The following is a 20,417-nucleotide window of genomic DNA, read 5'->3' as shown; positions in this document are numbered from 1 at the left end:
TCCCGAAAAGTCGGAAGCGCCCTTGTTCGTGGTCGTGCAAGGCCGAGCGTGGCGGGTGGTGGAGCCCGTTGCAGCGCTTCTCGGCCTCGGTTGACCAGCATAGCGCGGACGACCAGGGGGCAGGGAGCACTCCCACTTCTTAGGATGGACCTCGTGACTGGTAAGCGGGCGTTGGTGCTGGGCGGCGGCGGTGTCACCGGAATCGCTTGGGAGACAGGGATTCTGCACGGACTTGCAGAAGCGGGCGTCGATCTGACAGATGCGGACCTGTTCGTGGGGACGTCGGCTGGATCAGTGGTGGCCACGGAGTTGGCGGGCGGTACCCCGCTGGCCGACCTCTACGCGCACCAGCTGTTGCCGCCCGATGGGGAGATCCCGGCACGACTGACCAACTGGATGGTGGTCCGGTACGTGCTCTCCTACGTGATGCCGGGAAACGCCGCCGCGAAGCGGGCCCGGCTGGGACGGGCGGCACTGAAGGCGCGCACGCCGTCCGAGGAGTCCCGGCTGGCGGTGTTCTCCTCCCGTCTGTCCATTCAGGACTGGCCTGAGCGGCCGCTGAAGGTGACGGCGGTCGACACCGCGGACGGCAAGTTCGTGGCGTTCGACCGGGACAGCGGGGTGCCGCTGGTGCGCGCGGTGGCGTCGAGCTGCGCGGTGCCGCTGGTGTGGCCGCCCGTGACCATCGACGGCCGCCGGTACATGGACGGCGGGATGCGGTCGGTGGCCAACGTCGATCTGGCGGCCGGGTACTCGCGGGTGGTGGTCGTGGCGCCGTTGACGCGGGCGGCGAGCCCTGCGGCGACTCCGCAGGCGCAAGCCGCGCGGCTGGGTGTGCCGTCGATCGTGGTGAGTCCCTCGAAGGTGGCGCTGGCCGCGATCGGCAGGAACCTTTTGGACCCGGCTCGGCGGCGACCCGCGGCGGAAGCGGGCCTGGCGCAGGCGGCGTCGGTGGCCGACGCGGTTCGCGAGGTCTGGAACTGATCACTGTCCGATCGCGCAACGTGCGGTTCTTGTAACCGTTTTCGCAGGTCGTAAAAGGTCGATACCTCTTGTTTGCGCTGTTCGCGGCGCTTACGGTCGCTCTCCACTCGCATTGGCAGGTTTGTTAACCAATTGCTGGAGGCGGTCGTGGGCGGCAGAACAGCAACGGCGTTGGGGGCGGCCGGGCTCGTGCTCGGTCTCCTCGTGGCGGGGGTGACCAGTGCATCGGCGGCGGATCCACTGGTCTCGCAGGGCAAGGCGGCGACGGCGTCGTCCATCGAGGGCTCCGGGTTCGAGGCGGGCAAAGCGGTCGACGGCAGCACCTCGACCCGCTGGGCCTCGGTGGAAGGGCACGACCCCGAGTGGCTGCGGGTCGACCTCGGCTCGACGCACACGATCAGCCGGGTTCGGCTGAACTGGGAGGCCGCGTACGCCCGGTCGTACCGCGTCCAGACGTCCGCCGACGGGTCGGCGTGGACCGACGTGTACTCGACCAGCGCCGGTGACGGCGGCGTTGACGACTTGACGCTGTCCGGTTCGGGCCGGTATGTGCGGGTCTACGGCACGGCGCGCGGAACGGCGTGGGGCTACTCGCTGTGGGAGTTCGAGGTCTACGGCCTCGGTGGCGGCAACCCGCCGACGACGACCACAACGCCACCGCCGCCCGGCCTCGGCTACCCGTTCGGCAGCCGCCAGCAGCCCTACACGGCCGGCGTGCTGCGTCCCTCCGGCAGCACGTCCACTTTGGACGCCGCGGTGGTGGACTACTACCAGCGCTGGAAGTCCGCGTTCCTGCGGCACAACTGCAACAGCGCGTGGTCCCAGGTGTGGGCCGCGGACGCCGACCACACCTACGTCGCCGAGGCGCAGGGCTACGGCATGGTCATCGTCGCCACGATGGCCGGCGCCGACCCGGACGCGCGGAGGATCTTCGACGGCTTCGTGAAGTGGAAGATCGACCACCCCTCGGTGATCGACCCGGACCTGATGGCGTCCGAGCAGAACGACCAGTGCGTCAGCGTCAACGGCGGTGACGCGGCGACCGACGGCGACCTGGACGTCGCCTACGCGTTGCTGCTCGCCGACCGGCAGTGGGGCAGTACGGGCACCTACAACTACAAGCAGCTCGCGATCCGGCACATCAACGCGATCAAGCGCAGCGAGATCAACCCGTCGACGCAGTTGTTGCGCCCCGGCGACTGGGCCACGACCTCCGACCCGCGCTACTACGTGACCCGCTCGTCGGACTGGATGGCCGACCACTTCCGCGCGTTCCGCAAGGCCACCGGCGACCCGGCGTGGGACACGATCCGCAACGCCCACCAGAACCTGATGACCACCATGCAGCAGAACTTCGCGCCGTCCACCGGCCTGCTGCCCGACTTCGTGGAGCGGACGAACTCGACGCCGCGCCCGCCGGCCGGCAAGGTGCTGGAGGACGAGGTGGGTGACGGCAAGTACTGGTGGAACGCCTGCCGGGTGCCGTGGCGGATCGGTGCGGACGCGGTGACGAGCGGCGACGCGAAGTCGTTGGCCGCGGCCCGCAAGCTCAACTCGTGGGCCAAGTCGAAGTTCGGCGGGAACCCGGGGAACATCCGAGTCGGGTACCACTTGAACGGCACGCAGATCTCCAGCGAGGTCTCGGCCGCGTACACCGCGCCGTTCGCGGTGGCGGCGACCACCGACTCCGGAAGCCAGGCCTGGCTGGACGCGTTGTGGAACAAGATGCTCTCGACGTCGTTCGGCAGCTCGGAGTACTTCGCGGCGAGCATCCAGCTGCAGGTGATGATCACGGTGACCGGCAACCACTGGGTGCCGTGACCTGAGTCACTCCGCCCTGCTCCTGGGTTGACCTTGACCCAGGGGCAGGGTTCGAGAGTTCTCAGCATGGACAACGACTTCATCGCACAGACCGCCCGCCACTTCGACATCCCCGGCGCCGCGGTCGGCGTCTTCCACGACGGCCGGGAGCACTTCTTCTGCCAAGGCGTGACCAGCCTCGAGAGCCCGTTGCCCGTCAACGAGGACACGCTGTTCCTGCTGGGCTCGGTCACCAAGACCTACACCGCGACCGCGATCATGCGGCTCGTGCGGGATGGGCGCGTGGAGCTGGACGCCCCGGTCCGGCGGTACGTGCCGGAGCTGGAGCTGGCCGACGACCGCGAGTTCACCGTGCGGCAGCTGCTCAACCACACGTCCGGGCTCGACTGGGGCACGTTGGTCGACACCGGCGAGGGCGACGACGCGCTGGCGAGGCACGTCGCCGAGCTCAAGACGTTGAAGCTGATCGGTGCGGTCGGCGAACGCCCTTCCTACAGCCAGTCCGGGTACAACCTGGCCGGGCGGATCATCGAGAACGTCACCGGGCAGACCTATGAGCAGGCGATCGTGGCGTTGCTGCTGGAGCCGCTGGGGCTGGGCAACACGCACTTCGACCGGGACGCGGTGATGACGCGCCGGTTCGCTGTCGGGCACGAGAAGGGCGAGATCGCGCGGCCGTGGCGGCATTGGCGGGCCAACAATCCAGGTGGTGGTATCGCCGCGTCCGTCAGGGATTTGCTCAAGTGGGCGCAGTTTCACTTGAGCAGCGACGATCTCCACGAGATGCGCCGGCCGACGGCGATCCTCCGCGGCAGCAACCTCGGTGACGCCATCGGGGTCGGCTGGTTCCTGCGCGAGATCGACGGTGTACAGGCGATCGGGCACGGCGGGTCGTCCAACGGGCAGTTCGCCGAGCTGCTGATCGTGCCGGAGCGCAACTTCGCGGTGGTGTCGATCGCGAACCAGGGGCCGGACGGGATTCCGTTCAACCAGGCCGTGGTGCGCAAGGCGCTCAAGCACTACATCGGTGTCAACGACCTGGATCCGGAGCCGTTGCCGTACGACGCGAACAAGGCGAGCGAGGTCGCGGGCAAGTACGACAACGACGCGATGGTCATGACGATCGAGGACACCGGCGCCGGGCTGGTGCTGGAGGTGCTGATCCGGCCGGAGATCCGGCAGGAAGCCGAGATGGAGCTGCCCGCCGACCACGCGCCGTTCCCGATGGGGCTGCTGCCGAAGGACGAGTACGTCCTCACCGAGGGCGCGTTCACCGGGCAGCGCGGGTTCTTCACGCGCGACGCGGACGGCGTGATCGTCGGCGTCGATCTCGCCGGTCGGATGTTCGGCCGGGTGCGATGATGGCCGAATGATCACGATCGGCCAGCTCGCCCGGTACGCGGGCGTGACGATCAAAGCGGTGCGGCACTACCACAAGGTGGGGCTGCTGGAGGAACCCGCGCGCGACCACTCGGGTTACCGGCGCTACCGCGCGCAGGACGCGGTCGACCTGGTCAAGATCCGCACGCTCGCCGAGGCCGGGGTGCCGCTCGCCCGCGTGAAGGAGCTCCTGGCGGCGGACGAGGAGGAGTTCGCCTCGGCGATCACCGAGATCGACGAGGCGCTCCGCCGCAAGGAGGAAGAGATCCGGGTGGCGCGCGAACGGGTCGGCCGGCTCAGGGCGGGGAACTCCCTCTTCCTCAGTTCTGACGCGGCCGCGATGCTCAAGCGGCTCAAGGAGATCGGCGTGAGCGAGCGCGGTGTCGAGATGGAACGCGACGTCTGGGTGCTCATGCAGACCGTGGCGCCGGACGAGGCGGCGGTGTGGCTCGCGGACAAGACCGAAGCTCTTGAAGACCAGGAGTTCCAGCAGATCTACCGCGAGTACGACGAGGCGTTCGGGTGGTCGCCGGACGATCCGCGGCTGCCCGCGCTGGCTGCTCGGGCGGCCGCGTGGATGTCTACCAGGACGGAACTTCCCCTGGCTGATCCGGAGATCACCGCGCTGGCGATGGAGGCGGCCGGGGCGTCGTCGCCGGCGTGGAACCGGATGGCGAAGCTCTAGTAGAGCCGGCGGAAGAACTCCGGGCCGCCTTCCTCCGCGTTGAGTCCTTTCTCGACGAACGCGATGTTGTGGTGGAACGAGATTCCGCTGATGTTGCGCTCCAGGTACGAACCTTCGGCACGCGGATCGCGGACCTCCGCCTGGTTCAGGCCATCCACAAAGGACTTGAGCATTCCCGTCGAGGTGCCGGGGCCTGCCTCGGTGTGACCGCCCCAGCCCGGCCAGTACGCGGTCTGCAGGTCCTCGACCACGTAGAGCCCGCCGGACCGGACGTGCGGGAACAGCGCGTGGAACGAGATCTGCACGTGCTCGTTGAGGTGGCTGCCGTCGTCGATGACGACGTCGAACGGGCCGAGCGACTTGCCCAGCTGGTCGAGGAAATCCGCGTCGGCCTGGTCGCCCTGGATCGCCATCAGCCGCGGCCCGGTGAGGTTCTTCGGCACGATGTCGAGGCCGTGGATCAGGCCGCGCCGGAAGTACCGCTGCCACATCCGCAACGAGGCACCGCCGCGGTCCGGGTCGTCGTAGCCGCCGATACCGATCTCCAGCACCCGCACGGGTTCGTCGCGCAACCGGGCGAAATGGCGTTCGTAGTGCTGCGTGTACCAGTGCAGGTCGCCCCACTTGTCCGACTCGAACGCCACGGCCAGCGAGTCCAGGCTCGGGCGGTCGGGCCTGAGCGCGGACAGCAGCCCCTGGACGTTGCGCGCGATGTCCTTGCGGCTGCGGAACCACGCGACCAGGCCGCCCTCACCGAGTTCGGCGTGCGGGGTCTGCACCGCGAGGCTCGGCGGCCGTTCCGCCGTCCCGTAGAGGCCGCGCACGACGTCGGTGAGTTCAAGCGAGACCACGAGCTCCGCGTCGGTGTTCAGGTGGCTGGTCGAGAGCCCGTCGAATCGCAGGTCGAGCCGCACGTCGTGCGCGCCGATCTCGTCGAGGACCACCTGTGTGACGGCCTCGGGGGTGAGCCTGCGGATCGTGTCGTCGAGCAGGTCGCGGCCGGCCGTGGCGGCCTGCAACAGCGGGGCGAGAACCGTCCATCGTTCGGTGTCGAACACTAAGTCCCCCGTGGATGACTTGAGTCTGACTTGAGCGCGTCCGGCCACGATCGTTCCATGGGTTTTCGACGCTTGTTCTGCATGATCTCGGCCGTCTTCCTGGCCCTGGCAGGGACTGGCTCGGCGCACGCTGGGGAGAGGCAGTTGCTGTACTACAACCACGCTTGGGGCACGCTCGACCGCGCCACTGCCGACGCTGTCGAGCACTCCACCTACCTCAGGGAGTTCGCGGACGTGGAGGTCCGCACGACCACCGGCGCCGGCGGCAAGGTGTGGACCGGCCGCTACCTGCGCGGCCAGGAGACCTACCTGGAGATCTTCGGCATCGGTGACGTCCCCGGCCAGGACGGCGAGCTCGGCGCGGCCGGCCTCGGGCTCTCGACCGAACGCGACGGTGACATCGAGGTGCTGAAGTCCCGCCTGGTCGCGGCCGGCGTGACGCCGCACGAGTTCCTGCAGACCCGCGACTTCGGCGACCACAAACCGGTGCCGTGGTTCGACTCGCTGTACCTCACGAGCTCCTACGACAGGTTCGGCGCGTGGGCGATGGAGTACCGCGACGAGTACTTCGCCGACCCGCGCAGCAAGACGGGCCCCGCGCGGTTCCCCGGTGACGTCACGCGCGAGCGGTACCTGCCGGAGAACTACAAGGACAAGCTGATGCGCAACATCACCCTGGTCCGAATCGCGGTGACGGCGCGCGATCTCGCCGCGACCACGCCGCTGCTGCGGGCCGGCGGGTTCGCGCTGCGGACCGATCCAGGTGGCGTCACGGCGTCGAAGGGCGGCACGACGATCCGGTTCGACGAGGTGGCGATGGGGCAGACCGGGCTCAAGCGGGTGGAGTTCGAGCTGAACTGCGCGGTTGCGCGGCACGTCGAGAGGCTGGGCGGATCGACGCTGGTCGTGGGGCCGGGCAAGCGCGCGGTGTGGACCTTCTGACGTTCGCACTGGTCGCAGGCCTGATCAGCGAGCGGGGGCGCGTTTCTGACACTCTTGGTCCAGACGGATCAACGAACGGGGTGTCGGGCGCGTGTCGCTGGTCGGGCGGGAGCGGGAACAGGAACAACTGGCCGCGCTGATGGTCTCCGGCGGGTCGTTGCTGATCGTCGGCGAACCCGGCGTGGGCAAGTCCGCGCTGCTGCAGTCACTCGACGGCCACTTGGTCGTCGGCGTCGAGGCCGAGCAGGACCTGCCCTACGCCGGACTGCACCAGGTCCTGCACCCGTTCCTCGATCTGTCCACTTTGCCCGGTGTCCGGCGAGCCGCCCTGGAAGTCGTCTTCGGACTGTCCGACGGTGCCGCGCCGCCCGTCCACCTCGTCGGCCTGGCCGCGCTCGAGTTGTTGAGCGCGGCCAAGCCAACAGTCCTCGTCGACGACGCACAGTGGCTGGACCAGGCGAGCCTGGACGTCCTGGGCTTCGTGGCCCGCCGGTTGTCCGCCGGCGTGCTCGTCGCGACCTCCCGCACCCCGCTGTTCGCCGGCGTGCCGACGCTTTCGTTGCAGCCGTTGGCGCCGCACGATGCCGAGGCTTTGCTGAGCGCGGTCGCACCTGACCTGGATGCCGCACGCCGGCAGCAGATCCTCGCCCAGGCAGCGGGGAACCCGTTGGCGCTCGCCGAACTGCCCTTCGGCGGCAACTCGCTGGAGGAAGCGTTCGCCGCGCGCATCTCGGCGCTGCCTGCCGCAGAACGAAAAGAGCTGCTGGCCGCGGCCCTCGGTGGCAACGGCGAGTTCCGGCATCCGCTGTTGAGGTCGGCCATTGTGCACGCGGCCACCGCCCGGGAACGCCAGGAAGCTCACCTGCAACTGGCCGCCACGGAGGAGCCCGACCGGCGCGCCTGGCACCTGGCGAACGCTGCCACGGGCCCGGACGAGAACGTGGCAGCTCTCCTGGAACAGACCGCCGATCGCGCCCTTCGACGTGGTGGCGCGGCAGCGGCGGTCAGCGCGTTGGAGAAGGCCGCGCGGCTGGGGGACGGCCCAGAACGGGCCCGGCGGCTGATCCGGGCCGCTGAGCTGGCGGCGGAGGCGGGACGACGCGACGACGTCGAGCGGATCCTGCTGGAGGTGCGCGGACTGGAGCTGTCGCTGCGGGAACGTGCGTTGGTGACGTGGCTGCCGAGTGCGTTCGACGACGGCGTGGGGGAGGGCGCGGCCGGGCCCGGTGAGCTGGCCGGGCTGGCCGAGGAAGTGGTCCAGAGCGATGTCGAGCTCGGCCTGCGGATCTTCTGGAGCGTCGCGATGCGGTGCTTCTGGGTCGAGCCGGGGACGGCGGTCCGGGAACGGATTTCCGCGGTGGCGCGCCGACTGCCGATCGACCCGCAGGATCCGCGGATGTTGGCGATGTCCGCGTACGTGAGCCCGGTGGAGCAGGGTGATGCGGTGATCGCTGCGCTGAGCAAACCGCGCGCAGAGGATCCTGCGACTCTCCGACTCCTCGGCAGTGCCGCTCTTCAGGTAGGCGCCTTCGCGGACTCCGTTAGGTTTTCGGTTGCCGCACAACGAGGTCTGCGCGCCCAAGGCCAGTTCGGCCTCCTCGCCAGAGCCCTCGCCGTCGAAGCCTGGAGCCGAACCCGTCTCGGCGACATCACCGCAGCCGAACCCGCAGCCGCAGAAGCCGCCCAGCTGGCCGAAGAAACCCACCAGCCCTACATGCGCGGCCTGGCCGCGGCGGTCCAAGCCGAAATCGCCGCCCTCAAAGGCAACTACGCCGAGGCAGCCGAGAAGGCCGCGGAAGCCGAACGAATCGGCCTGGCCGCAGGAGCCCGCCCGGTCCTCGCCACCGTCCAGCTCGCCAGAAGCCTGGCCGCACTGGGCGAAGGAAGGTACGCCGACGCGTTCGCCGCCGTCCGCCGCATCCACGACCCGGCAGACCCGGCCTACCAGCTGGCGCTCAAGCGATACGTCCTCCCGGAACTCGTCGAAGCCGCCACCCGCAGCGGCAACCACGACGAGGCCGGCAAGATCGTCGAAGAACTGGACGCCGCCACCAGTTCCCCAGCGCTGGCAGCCGGTCTGCGGTACGCCCGCGCTCTGCTGGCCACAGAAGCAGAAGCCGAAGCCTGCTTCACCAAAGCACTGGAAGCCAAGGACTCGCCCTGGGACCGCGCCAGGGTCCAGCTCGCGTTCGGCGCCTGGCTCAGAAGGCAGCGCAAGGCGACCCAGGCAAGGCCCCACCTCAAGGCGGCAGCAGAGGCGTTCGAAGCGTTCGGCACCAAGGACTGGGCGGAACGTGCCCGCGAGGAGCTGCGCGCGTCCGGCGAGTCGCGCAACGGCAACGGTGAGCTGACCGAGCACGAGCTGACCATCGCGCGCATGGCCGCGGACGGCCTGACGAACAAGGAGATCGGCGAGCGACTGCACCTGTCGCACCGCACGGTCAGCACCCACCTGCACCGGATCTTCCCGAAACTGGGCGTGACGGCACGGGCCGAGCTCAAGACAGCACTGATGACGTACGGAGACGCCGTCAGGTAACGCTCGCGAACTCCCGAACGGCCCAAATACGGTCTGAAGTCATGATCAGCAGGAGGCAGTTCTCGCAGGCACTGGCCGTGGCACCCCTCGTGACCGCAACCGCGACCGCGACCGCGACACCGAGCAAGCCCGCGTGGGGGCCGATCAAGCAGGTGAGGGCCGGACTGCTGAACATCGGATACGCCGAGCTCGGCCCCGCGGACGGACCGGTCGTGATCCTCCTGCACGGCTGGCCGTACGACATCCACAGCTACGTCGACGTCGCGCCCGCCCTCGCCGCCAAGGGCCACCGGGTGCTCATCCCGTACCTGCGCGGCTACGGACCCACCCGGTTCCTGCACGCGCACACCAAGCGCAACGGTCAGCAGTCCGCGCTGGGCGCCGACGTCATCGCGTTCATGGACGTCCTCAAGATCCGCACGGCGACGCTGGGCGGCTTCGACTGGGGCGCGCGGACGGCGTGCATCACCGCGGCGCTGTGGCCGGAGCGGGTCACCGCGCTGGTGTCGGTCAGCGGTTACCTGATCGTCAACCTCGTCGCCAACCAGGAGCCGCTGAGCCCGCAGGCCGAGCTCGGCTGGTGGTACCAGTACTACTTCACGACCGAACGCGGCGTGAAGGGCTACACGCAGAACACCTACGAGTTCAACAAGCTCATCTGGAAGCTCGCCTCGCCGCAGTGGAACTTCGCCGAGGCCACCTACGCCCAGAGCGCCACGGCCTGGCAGAACCCCGACCACGTCGCGATCGTCATCCACAACTACCGCTGGCGGCTGCAGCTCGCGCAGGGCGAGCACCGTTACGACGGGCTCGAGCGCAAGCTGCAGACCCGACCGATGATCAGTGTTCCGACGATCACGATCGCCAGCGACTTCGACGGTCCGAACTCCGGCGGCGCGGGCTACCGCGACCGGTTCACCGGCCGCTACGAGCACCGGATCCTCGACGGCATCGGGCACAACGTGCCGCAGGAGGCGCCGGAGGCGTTCACCCGCGCCGTTCTCGACGTGAGCCGTTAGGGCGGAGTCAGGATTCCGCCGGCCGCCGTGCGGATGCGAAGCGAGGAAGTCTTCGCATCACGCACGATCCGTTCGACTTCGTAGGCGACCAGCTTGCCGCCACGCTTGACGATCCGGCCGTCGGAGAACACCGTGTCGACGTTCGCGGGCGTCGCCGCCTGCACCAGCGTCGTCTCGAACAACCCGACCGGCGCGAGGTTGATGTCGTTGGTGCGCACCAAAACGATGTCCGCGCGCTTGCCCACCGTGATCGACCCGGTGACGTCGCCGAGCCCCAGCGCGCGGGCACCGTTGATCGTCGCCATCTCCAGCACGCCGCGGAAACCGGCCTCCGGCATGAGCCGCATCGTCTCGAACATGTCCGACGGCGCGAGAGACGTGGCGTCCGACGAGATCGACACCGTCACGCCCGCCCTGCGGAACCGCACCAACGCCTCCCGCGGATCGCCCGTGGCGAGCCGAAACTCCGAGTGCGGTGCCCAGCTCAACGGCGTGCCGGTGCGGGCCATGATCTCCATGTCGCTGTCGAGTGCCGTGACGTAGTGCGTCAGCAACGTCTTGGGGCCGAGCCAGCCGCGTCGTTCGTAGTCCGCCGCGTCGACGATCCGCGGTGGTGCCTGGCCCGCGTGGATCGCGATCGGCAGGCCGCGCCGCAGTGCCGCCTCCATGTCGGCGAAGAACGCCGGTTCGGTGCTCTGCGACAGTCCGCGCAGGTTGATGCCCAGGTGCACCAGCCCGTCGAACGCCGTGCCGCCCGCGAAGTACTGCTGCCGCACCCGGTCCACGTCCGTGAAGTCCATCGGCACGTCACGTGGCATCTGGTCTACGTGGCCGTACGAGAACCGTGCGCGCAACAGCCCCTCGCGATGCGCTCGCAGTTCGGCGTCGGCGTGCGCGGGGGAGCGGGTGTTGTTCGACCAGTTGTGCACGGTGGTCACGCCCGCGTTCGCCAGTTCGGCCAGCCCGAGAAGTACGCTGCGGTAGACGTCCTTCGCGTCGTACAACGTCGACGTGGCTCGTTTCGCCGCGAAGTAGGGAAATCCGTCGGCCACGTAGTTGCGGCCGATCGCGCTCCACATGTGGTGGTGCGTGTTGACGAAACCCGGCATCACGATCATGTCGGTCGCGTCGACGATCTTCGCGCCGCGGGCGTTCAGGTCACGCCCGACCGCCTCGATCCTGCCGTCGTCGACGAGGACGTCCGCGCGCGGCAGCACCCCGAGCATCGGGTCGACGGTGACGACGGCGCCGCCCCGGATCAGGTAGCGGCCGCGGCGCGAGTGGTCGGTGTCGGCACCGGCCGGAAGGGTGGTCGTGGCCGAGACCGCCAGTGCGGCACCAAGGGATTTCGTGAGTGTCCTTCGGTTGATCATGCGGCCTCCAAAGGCAGGGAGCCTGCATGCTCGCTGGTGGACCAGCAACCTGTCACCGTCGTGGAAGATCCAATGCGCGAAACGGGTCAGCGCGTCTGGTCGAGTGGACGCAGGTGCTGCGCCGGATCGGCGGTGAGGGCGTCGATCCGCGGCCGGGCAGCCGCCAACCTGGTGCCCTCGTTGGATTGGCGGCCGATGATTTCGTCCACGTTGGACGCCTGCACGGTCAGTCCAGGTGCGACGAACCAGCCCTCCGGCAGCTTGCGGCCGTTCTTGGCGTGCTCGGCCAGCAACCACCCCGCGACCGCGCCCTTGAGGAAGTGCTCCGCGGACACCGACGCGAACAGGTGGCCGTCCTTGACGCCCTGCAACGCCTTGGGGTCCAGGCTGAACGCCCCGGCCAGCCACTTCGCGTTCGTCGCGGCGTGCACGGCGGCGAGGTTGATCGCGTCGACGTCGCCGGTCCCGAGCAGGGCGAGCGCGTCCGGGTTCGAGTCGGCCAGCCGTTGCCACGTCGCGAGGTTCGCCGTGAGGTCGCGTCCGGTGTCGAGCGGCCCGATCACCTGCAGCTTCGGCAGCCGTTCGACCAGCCGCGCCCGCAGACCCAGTGCTCGCTGGTCCAGCGCGGGCATCGCGGGGGAGTTGCTGCCGATCACGATCTTGCCGGTGCTGTCCGGCGGCAGCTTGTCGGCCGTGACGTCGGCGAGCATCCGGCCGAGCTCGTAGTTGTCGTTCTCGATCAGCAGCTTGACCCCGGAACCCGGCGCGATCTGGCCGCCCGCGACCGCGATCATCGGGATGCCCTGGCCGGTCACCTGCGCCATCGGCTCGGCGACCAGTTCCGGCGCTACAGCGGACAACCCGATGCCGCCCTTGGCCTTCTGCGCGAGATCGCGCAGCAGTGCTGCCTGTTTGAGCCCGTCATGCGTATCGGGTCCGGTCACCTCGGTCTTGACGCCGCCGGAGATGGCCGCGCCAGCTCGGAAACCCTCGCTCATCTCCTTGGAGAAGTCCCTGGAGGTGTTCTGCGAGACGAATCCGATCGTGGGCGGGTCATCGGACGTCTTCTCGACTCCGCATCCGCTCACCCCCGCTGTGGCCAACAAAAGCGCAGGTAGGGCCGTGCGAACGCCGCGAACCATGGGAAAACCCAATCGTTTGGTCCCTCAAAGCCGACGAGGCTAGCGCACAGAGCCCCGATGTGTCGGCTTGCGTGCCATCCTTTGGCTGCGTACCAATAGCCAAGTGCCGCGACCGGCAACCTTCGCCGCGCCTTCAGCGCTCAGCAGGACGCCTCGCGGCACCGGCCCCACGCCCACAGCCAACCAGGATGAGGACGCGGGGCCGGCACCGCGACGCGCCCGTCTGAGCACCGAATACGGGGCAAAGGCTGCCGGTCGCGGCACTAGTTCGCCGGAAAGCGACATGAGGGCGCCGTACATGCTGTCCAACTGGGTCGAGGCCCGCACCACCGCGCAGACGGCCGTCGTCAGCCTGACGATCGGCCTCGCCGCGTTGGCGGGCCTCGCGCTGTGGACCAGCCTGAGCATGCAACGCGCCGCCACGCACCTGCACGAGCTCAACGAGGTCAGCGACCATTGGGGTCTCGTCGTGCAGAACGTCGACGTGGCCGACCACGCCCTCGTCGACTACCTGCGCTCCGGCACGTCCGTCATGCGCCAGCCGGTCGCCAACGCCGCGGGCGCCGCCGACGAGAGCCTCCGCTGGCTGCGCGAGAACGGCGCACCGGCCGACGTCCGCGCCGCCACCATCGTCGGCAACCTCTACGGCGACTACAGCACCTTGCTGCGCGAAACCGTCGCGGCCGGCGACCGCGGCGACACCAGAGCAGCCGAGCAGAAGGCCGACCAGGCCGAGCTCACCCTGGTCTCGCTGCGCAAACAGCTCTCCACCGTCGTCCAGCTCAAACGCCTGGAAACGACCGACTACCTGCGTGCCGCCGAACAGCAGAACGGGCGGTTGCGGCTCGCCGCGGTCATCGCGTTCGTGATCGACCTCGGCCTGGTGGGCCTCTGCGGGGTCGTGCTGCTCGGCCACCGCCGCAAGATCCTGCGCCAGGCCGCCAAGAGCGAGCACGAGGCGATGCACGACGCGTTGACGGGCCTGGCCAACCGCACGTTGCTGACCCAGCGCACGCAGGAGGCGATTCGGGGCGCTGACCGGTCCGGTGAGCCGCTCGGCCTGTTCCTGATCGACCTCAACCGCTTCAAGCCGATCAACGACACGCTGGGCCACGCGTTCGGCGACCGCCTGCTCCAGCACGTCGCGAACCGCCTGACCGGTGCCGTGCGCGACCTCGACACCGTGGCCCGGCTCGGCGGCGACGAGTTCGCGGTCCTCCTGCCGTCCGTGGGCACCGCGGCGAACGCTCTGGTCGTGGCTGCACGCGTGCACCGGGCGTTGGAGGAGACGGTCGAGCTGGACGGCCTGTCGGTCGACATCGGGTGCAGCATCGGCGTGGCGATGTATCCGACGGACTCCGCGGATGCCCACGAGCTGTTGAAGCACGCGGACATCGCGATGTACGTGGCCAAGCGCGCGCGGCTCGGCACGTCGGTCTACGAGCCGGGACTCGACCAGCACAACGTCGCGCAGCTGACCGTGGTCAGCGACCTGCGCCGGGCGATCGAGCAGGGCGAACTGGTGCTGCACTACCAGCCGAAGGCGGACCTGCGCAGCGGAACCGTGTGCGGCGCCGAGGTGTTGTGCCGCTGGCAGCACCCGCGCCTCGGCCTGCTCGGACCGGACCGGTTCATCCCGGCCGCCGAGGAGACCGGCCTGATCGAGCCGCTCACCCGGTACGTGCTGGATCATGCGCTGGCGCAGTGCCGTGCCTGGCACGTCGCCGGCTGGGACGTGCCGATCTCGGTCAACGTCGGCGCCCAGTGCCTGCACGACCCGACGTTCCCCGAACAGGTGCTGCGGTTGCTGAAGGAGCACTCGCGGCCCGCGGAGATGCTGACGCTGGAGATCACCGAGTCGGCGATCATCGCGGACCCGCACCGGGCGAGCGACGTGCTGGTGCGGTTGCGGGAGTTGGGCGTGCGGCTGTCGATCGACGACTTCGGCACCGGGTACTCGTCGATCGCCTACCTGCGGACCATGCCGGTGCACGAGATGAAGATCGACCGGTCGTTCACGACGAACATGCGGTCGGACTCGTCGAGCGGGGCCATCACGCGGTCGTTGCTCGGGTTGGCGCACAACCTGGAGCTGGAGGTCGTGGCCGAGGGCGTTGAGGACGAGGAGACGTGGACCGCCCTCGCCGCCCTCGGCTGCGACATCGTGCAGGGGTACTGCTTGAGCAAACCCTTGCCGGCGGACGAGTTCGCCGCCTGGCTGAGGGACCGGATGCTGAACGAGCTGACCGCGCCGACGGCCTAGCGCTGAGTGGCGAGCCGGTACGCGGCGGCGCCGATCAGTTCCAGCGACACCTGCAGCCGTTCCAGGCTGATGTTGTCGCGGATCGTGTCCTCCGGTGTGTGGTAGATCGGTTCGAGCTGCGCCGGACCGCCCTCACCACGCCAGCTGAAGTTCGCCGACGCCATGCCCTTCTCGTGGAACGGCACGTGGTCGCTGGACCCGCGCGCCACCGGGCCGTGCACCCGCGGGTCGTAGCCGAGCCGTTGCGCCGCCGCCCGAACCTCCTGCGTCGTGGCGTTGTCCGCGCCGTCCACGGACAACAGCCAGTACGCGGTCGCGGGGTCGTGGCTGGTGGCGACCATGTCGTTCTGGAAGACGCCCTTGATCCGCGCGATTTCCTCAGGCGGCAACTGGGACACGTAGTGCCGTGACCCGAGCAGGCCCTGCTCTTCCGATCCCCACAACGCGAATCGCAAAGCCTTGTGCGTCGGCAGATAACGCAACACCCGTGCCAACTCCAGGCACAGCACGGTTCCACTGCCGTCGTCGTTGGCGCCCGGCGAGCCCGGCACGCTGTCGTAGTGCGCGGTGACCATCACGACCCCGTTGTCCCGCCACGGGAACGTCGCCGGACGCTCGGCGATCACGTTGTACGAAGTCAGGTTCGGGTAGTGCGTCGTGGTGATCGTGAGTTCACCCGAACCCTGCGCCCGCAGCTTCTCCGTGTGCACCTGGGCGAGACCGATCACGGGCACCGTGACGTTGCGGTCGAGCGTGGGTGAGAACGCGCTGGACTTGTTGGCCGTGGTGGAAATCCGGCCGAGGATCACCGCGACGGCACCGCGTTCGATCGCCGCGTGCACGTGCGCGGAGCCGACGGGAGCGTTGACGTAGAAGGCGATCTTGCCGGTCAGGTCCGGCAGCTGGCCGTCCACCACCTCGACGAACGGCGCCTTGACCGTGACGCCGAGCGAGCCGAACCGCGAGGCACCGGCCTGCCACTGGCCGATTCGAGCGAGGTACTTGTCCGGCACGGTGAACGGTTGCGCCGACACCTGGTACCGCAGCGACTTGAGCTCCCGCACGAGGTAGTCGCGGGCCCGGTGCTCGGACTCGGTGCCGCCGATCCGCGGGCCGATCTTGTCGCTGAGGACCTTGAGGTGTTCCAGCGCCTTGCGCGCCCGAACCCGTGCCACGACGGGGAAATCGCCGAGGTTCAGGTCGGGCAGACCGGCCGCGCCCGGCCGTTGTTCGGTTGCCGCGAGCGCACTCGCGGGATTGGCCACCACGGCGGCGACCCCGGCCGCCGCGGCGAGGAAGTCACGTCTGCGCATGTCGTCCCCCATCTGCCTAAGGTCAGGTGAAGGTAGGCAGGTGGGCAGGCGCGAGGCAACCGACTAGTGGCTGGCTTTCTCGGCGTGCTCCAGCACGAGGTCCTGCACCTGCCTGCGGGCGTCCGAGCGCGCCTTGTCGACGCACGCCATCAGCCGCGCGGCCAGCACGTCCGGGTCGAGCTCGCGCACCGACGGGCTGAGCGAGATGCCGGTGGTCACGCCGTTCGAGTCCACGGTCACGGTGACGCCGCCACGGGTCGCCTCGCCGCTGACCGCCGCGAGCAACCGGACCAGGTCGAGGTAGCGGCGGCGTTCGCGCTCGACGGCGGCAACGCGGCGCTCCTCCCACCACTCGAGCCGACGGCGGAGCAACGACTGAGCGGTCGACGGATCGGGCACCGGAACCGTCCACGAACCGGACGCGGTGTGCAGCACGAGAGCGTTCGCTGCCGCGGTCACGCGCTCGATTCGCGCGAACGACACCCCGGCGTCGACCCGAGCGCCGTGCCGGGTCGTCCAGTCGATGCGGTCGGTGCCGATCACCACCCGTGAGCCCTGGCCGACCAGGACGAGTGGGAACGCCGTGGAGCCCAGTTCGAGCACGGGAGCCCCGAGCAGCGAGCGCCTGGCCAGCCGCGCGAGCACGCCCGCGGAGCCCGCGCCGAGCACCCCGGCCGCGCACAACGCCTTCACCGCCAGCGCAGCGCCGGGGCTGAGCCGCAGCGCGATGCCCGAGCCCGGCAGCACGCCGAGCACCAGCTGCACGCCGGTCATCAGCGTGGTCGCGGGCAACCACGAGTGCGGGTCGCTCAACCCGTTGCGGCGCAACCAGGACAGCAACGCCCACGCGCACGCGGCCGCGGCGACGGCCGGAATCGCCGACCACCACGGCATCACGCGTTGCCCGGCGGAGGTCATCCCGGCCAGCACGATGCAGACGAGGCCGATCGCGACGGGCAGCACGCCGGCGGAGAGCAGCAGCAACGTCCTGGTGCGGCGCCAGCGCGAAGCCAGGGCGTGCACGACCTCGGGATCGTTGATCAGAGGAATGGCGTGGGGAATGAGTGTCATCAGCGCGCCCCTCGTCAGCTCTCCGCCGTCACCAGGTGTGACGTGCGGGCCGACCAGACTTCCCGGCGCACCTGCGCGTAAATATGCCGTAAATGTCCAGATCACGCAACCCCTCCGTCCACAGTGGACGGAGGGGTTGCGAATCGGTCAGCTCGTCTTCGCGCGGCGTCCGAGCACGGCGTCGACCGCCAGGAACACCACGAGACTGATGCCGAGCAGCGGCACGAACCAGCCGACCACGAGTGCGCCGACGCCGAGGCCGACCAACGCGGCCGGCGGGGCCTTGCGCCACTGGCCGCGCGGTGTCGGACGGCCGAAGCCGCGGGTCGGCCTGCGCCGCCACCACATCCGGTAGCCGAGCACGACCAGCGCCACGAGGCCGCCGCCGATCAGCAGCAACACCAGCTGGTTGGGCCACCCGAACAGCACGCCCATGTGCGCGTCGATGCCCCACCTGGTCAGCTTCGCGGCGACCGGGTAGTCGGCGAAGTTCACCTTGCTGACGACCTCGTCGCCGTGCACCGCGACCGAGTCGACCTGGGTCGGCCAGCCACGGCCGATCTCGACGACCTTCCACGCTCCGTCCGGGGTCGTGGGCAGACCGATCTCGACAGGCTTGGCATCGATGCCGGACAGCCGCGCGATGCCGAGGACGTTGTCGATGCCGTCGTGGCCACTGGCCGCTGAGGTGCTCGAACCGTGCTCGCTGTGTTCGCCGGCTCCCGGCATCTTGAGCTGGGGCGTCGTCCAGCCGAGCGACTGACGGAGTGTCGAGATGTTCTCACCGGCGTAGGCGGACCACGTGAGGCCCGTGGCCGACAAGAAGAGTGCGCCCACCAACACCCACACGCCGATCAGACCGTGCGTGCGGACGCGCTTGCTGTTGCGAGCCCTCGTGATCCACAGGACGAGACCGCCCAACGCCACGACCCACAGCCACGACGCGGCGAGTTCGCTGTAGAGGCGGCCGGGTTCGCCGAGCATCAGGTTGCGGTGCAGCTGGTCCAGCGTCGTCCGCAACGGCAGCACGCCGCTCGTTCCGTAGACGACGAGGTCGCCGGTGATGCGGCCGGTGCCGGGATCGACGAAGACCGCACGGCGTTCGGACTCGCCGAGACTTTCCTCGGCGAACAGCACACGCGTCGTGTCACCGGGTTCGGGCGCCGGTCGAACGGCGACCAACGTTCCCTGAGGCGAGGTCCTGAGTGCTGCGTCGACCTGCTGGGAGAGCGGAAGTTGTTGCGCGGAAACGGGAACGCGGAGTTGATCGGAGTAGACCCAAGACTCCAGCTGCGGAGTGAGGGCGTAGAGGACGCCGGTCAGCGCGGCGATCAGGACGAAGGGACCGACGAGGACGCCGGCGTAGAAGTGCAGGCGCAGGAAGAGACCCCGCCACGCGAACGAAGTGCGTGACGGAGCGGCTGTGGTGGTCATGGCACGGCTCCAATGGGCGTGAACAGGTGCAGGACCGCCGTGTGGCAGTCCTGTGAAGGGGTTTCAGACCTGTTCAGCCGGAGGACCGCGCCACGACAGCACGTCAAGGAAGACGACCACTGCGGGAACGATGCGCGGCGTGGCCACGACCAGAGGCGCCGTGGCGGGCAGAGTGGTGAGCCTGCGGGGGAGCACCGACGCGACGGCGCGTGCGAGTGCGAGGACCGTGCGTTCGGCACCGGCGAGGACGACGACAGTCAGCACGGTGGCCACGACGTGCGAGGCGACCATGCGGGACGGGTCGTCGTGCTGCTCGTGCTTGGACGCGGCGAGCGACATCATGAAGTGCATCGCCAGCTGGCCGCCGCCGATCAGCACGAGCATCCGCGCCGGCGTCAGCTCACGCCGCGCGAAACCTGCACAGGCCCACGTGAGCAGAGCGACGAGCGAGAACGCCAGACCGGCATCGGGCAGATGGCCGTCCGCGGTCGAGTGCGCGAGGACGGCGAGTGCACCGGTGACCGCGCCAACAGCCGCACAGCGCGCACGGCGCAGCGGAGCGGGTGGCAGGGGCACGAGCGGAGCTTAACCGGCAGGTGAGCGCTCAGGACACCCACGGAAAAACCCGGTGGAGGGTTCAACTCAGCTGGTGGGATGCTGCCGCGATGATCTCGTACTCCACCGACGTGAGCGGCCTCACCGAGGACGACCTGGCCGGGTTCTTCGTCGGGTGGCCGAAGCCGCCGTCGGCCGCGCAGCACCTCGCCGTGTTGCGCGGGAGCTACCGCGTCGTGCTCGCACGCGCTGATGACCAGGTCGTCGGGTTCGTCAACATGATCAGCGACGGCGTGCTGACCGCGTTCATCCCGTGGCTGGAGGTGCTGCCGCCGTTTCAGGGGCAGGGCATCGGCACCGGCCTGATGGGCCGGATCCTGGCCGAAGCCCAGCACTTCTACTCGGTCGACCTCGTGTGTGACGAGTCGCTGCGGTCCTACTACGAACGCATCGGCATGACGGCGCTGACCGGCATGATCCTGCGCAACCGCAACGCGTGCGGGTAAACGCCTCGGCCGTCAGATCCCTTCCAGGTCGAGCGTCTGCTGATGCGGGCCACCCGTGAACGAGCTCGTGAGCAGCCCCGCCGACCGGCACCGCCCGCACGAGACCGGTGACGTCGTCGCCTTGAACCTGGTGAAGTCCCAGCTGCCCGTGCCGACGTGACAGCCGGGGCCGGGCACCTCCAGCCCGAGCCATCCCTGCAGCCGCACGGCGTGCACGATGTCGGACCCCTCGAGGTAGCCGTTGAGCCGCCCCGCGAACCGGTTCCGCGCCTCTTCCGCCGGCGCGCTGAGAGCCTCCTGCAACACCGAGATGCCGTTCATGCGCCCGATTC

General features: G+C 69.3%; 17 protein-coding genes and 1 riboswitch. Of the genes, 9 read left to right on the top strand and 8 right to left on the bottom strand.

Going from position 1 to position 20,417, the window contains the following annotated elements:
• Positions 1–7: 7 nt before the first annotated feature.
• A riboswitch (S-adenosyl-L-homocysteine riboswitch) is annotated at positions 8–88 on the bottom strand.
• A gap of 65 nt (positions 89–153) precedes the next feature.
• From DI276_RS25190 to DI276_RS25175, 4 genes are all read left to right on the top strand, one after another.
• The gene (locus DI276_RS25190; protein ID WP_232836887.1) at positions 154–984 is read left to right on the top strand and encodes a patatin-like phospholipase family protein; all 831 of its coding nucleotides are present in this window, start codon (positions 154–156) and stop codon (positions 982–984) included.
• Between the two features lie 147 nt (positions 985–1,131).
• Positions 1,132–2,805, top strand: a complete 1,674-nt coding sequence (locus tag DI276_RS25185; RefSeq protein ID WP_112267725.1) for a glycosyl hydrolase family 8 — start codon at positions 1,132–1,134, stop codon at positions 2,803–2,805.
• 66 nt (positions 2,806–2,871) lie between these two features.
• Positions 2,872–4,167, top strand: a complete 1,296-nt coding sequence (locus DI276_RS25180) for a serine hydrolase domain-containing protein (RefSeq protein ID WP_112267438.1) — start codon at positions 2,872–2,874, stop codon at positions 4,165–4,167.
• A gap of 7 nt (positions 4,168–4,174) precedes the next feature.
• Positions 4,175–4,870, top strand: a complete 696-nt coding sequence (locus DI276_RS25175; protein WP_112267436.1) for a MerR family transcriptional regulator — start codon at positions 4,175–4,177, stop codon at positions 4,868–4,870.
• Here the strand turns inward: DI276_RS25175 and DI276_RS25170 are convergent.
• A complete protein-coding gene (locus DI276_RS25170) occupies positions 4,867–5,928 on the bottom strand; it encodes a methyltransferase domain-containing protein (protein ID WP_112267434.1) in 1,062 nt (353 codons plus the stop codon). The genes DI276_RS25175 and DI276_RS25170 overlap by 4 nt on opposite strands.
• Before the next feature lie 57 nt (positions 5,929–5,985).
• Between DI276_RS25170 and DI276_RS25165 the strand changes: the two genes are divergently transcribed.
• The 3 genes from DI276_RS25165 (at position 5,986) to DI276_RS25155 (ending at position 10,428) form a co-directional block, all read left to right on the top strand.
• A complete protein-coding gene (locus DI276_RS25165; protein ID WP_232836886.1) occupies positions 5,986–6,870 on the top strand; it encodes a DUF5829 family protein in 885 nt (294 codons plus the stop codon).
• A 91-nt stretch (positions 6,871–6,961) separates the two neighbouring features.
• The gene (locus tag DI276_RS25160; RefSeq protein ID WP_112267430.1) at positions 6,962–9,409 is read left to right on the top strand and encodes a LuxR C-terminal-related transcriptional regulator; all 2,448 of its coding nucleotides are present in this window, start codon (positions 6,962–6,964) and stop codon (positions 9,407–9,409) included.
• Between the two features lie 41 nt (positions 9,410–9,450).
• Complete coding sequence (locus DI276_RS25155) at positions 9,451–10,428, top strand: alpha/beta fold hydrolase (protein ID WP_112267428.1); 978 nt, start codon at positions 9,451–9,453, stop codon at positions 10,426–10,428.
• Here the strand turns inward: DI276_RS25155 and DI276_RS25150 are convergent.
• Both DI276_RS25150 and DI276_RS25145 read right to left on the bottom strand, forming a co-directional pair.
• On the bottom strand, positions 10,425–11,801 hold the full coding sequence (locus DI276_RS25150) for an amidohydrolase family protein (RefSeq protein ID WP_112267426.1): 1,377 nt from the start codon (positions 11,799–11,801) through the stop codon (positions 10,425–10,427). The genes DI276_RS25155 and DI276_RS25150 overlap by 4 nt on opposite strands.
• 86 nt (positions 11,802–11,887) lie before the next feature.
• On the bottom strand, positions 11,888–12,943 hold the full coding sequence (locus tag DI276_RS25145; protein ID WP_112267424.1) for a sugar ABC transporter substrate-binding protein: 1,056 nt from the start codon (positions 12,941–12,943) through the stop codon (positions 11,888–11,890).
• Positions 12,944–13,226: 283 nt separating this feature from the next.
• Here DI276_RS25145 and DI276_RS25140 point away from each other — a divergent pair, with 283 nt between their 5' ends.
• The gene (locus DI276_RS25140) at positions 13,227–15,206 is read left to right on the top strand and encodes a putative bifunctional diguanylate cyclase/phosphodiesterase (protein WP_112267422.1); all 1,980 of its coding nucleotides are present in this window, start codon (positions 13,227–13,229) and stop codon (positions 15,204–15,206) included.
• On the opposite strand, the gene DI276_RS25135 is transcribed toward DI276_RS25140, so the two are convergent.
• From DI276_RS25135 to DI276_RS25120, 4 genes are all read right to left on the bottom strand, one after another.
• Positions 15,203–16,519: a M28 family peptidase gene (locus DI276_RS25135; protein WP_112267723.1), complete on the bottom strand. Its 1,317-nt coding sequence runs from the start codon at positions 16,517–16,519 to the stop codon at positions 15,203–15,205. The genes DI276_RS25140 and DI276_RS25135 overlap by 4 nt on opposite strands.
• Positions 16,520–16,582: 63 nt before the next feature.
• Entirely contained in the window at positions 16,583–17,590 is a 1,008-nt protein-coding gene (locus DI276_RS25130; protein ID WP_112267420.1) for a YbaB/EbfC family nucleoid-associated protein, read from the bottom strand.
• Between the two features lie 147 nt (positions 17,591–17,737).
• Entirely contained in the window at positions 17,738–19,024 is a 1,287-nt protein-coding gene (locus DI276_RS25125; protein ID WP_112267418.1) for a PepSY-associated TM helix domain-containing protein, read from the bottom strand.
• 63 nt (positions 19,025–19,087) lie between these two features.
• Positions 19,088–19,600 (bottom strand): hypothetical protein, encoded by a 513-nt coding sequence (locus DI276_RS25120; RefSeq protein ID WP_232836884.1) that lies wholly within the window; start codon positions 19,598–19,600, stop codon positions 19,088–19,090.
• A gap of 89 nt (positions 19,601–19,689) precedes the next feature.
• Between DI276_RS25120 and DI276_RS25115 the strand changes: the two genes are divergently transcribed.
• Positions 19,690–20,085, top strand: coding sequence for a GNAT family N-acetyltransferase (locus tag DI276_RS25115; protein ID WP_112267416.1), 396 nt, complete (start codon positions 19,690–19,692; stop codon positions 20,083–20,085).
• Positions 20,086–20,097: 12 nt separating this feature from the next.
• Here DI276_RS25115 and DI276_RS25110 read toward each other — a convergent pair whose 3' ends face one another.
• A complete protein-coding gene (locus DI276_RS25110; RefSeq protein ID WP_112267414.1) occupies positions 20,098–20,406 on the bottom strand; it encodes a hypothetical protein in 309 nt (102 codons plus the stop codon).
• Positions 20,407–20,417: the final 11 nt, after the last annotated feature.

Source organism: Lentzea terrae (assembly GCF_003265345.1).
GTDB classification, from domain to species: Bacteria; Actinomycetota; Actinomycetes; order Mycobacteriales; family Pseudonocardiaceae; genus Lentzea; species Lentzea terrae.
Note: the sequence above shows the minus strand (reverse complement) of the source record. Positions and strands in the feature narration are given on the sequence as shown.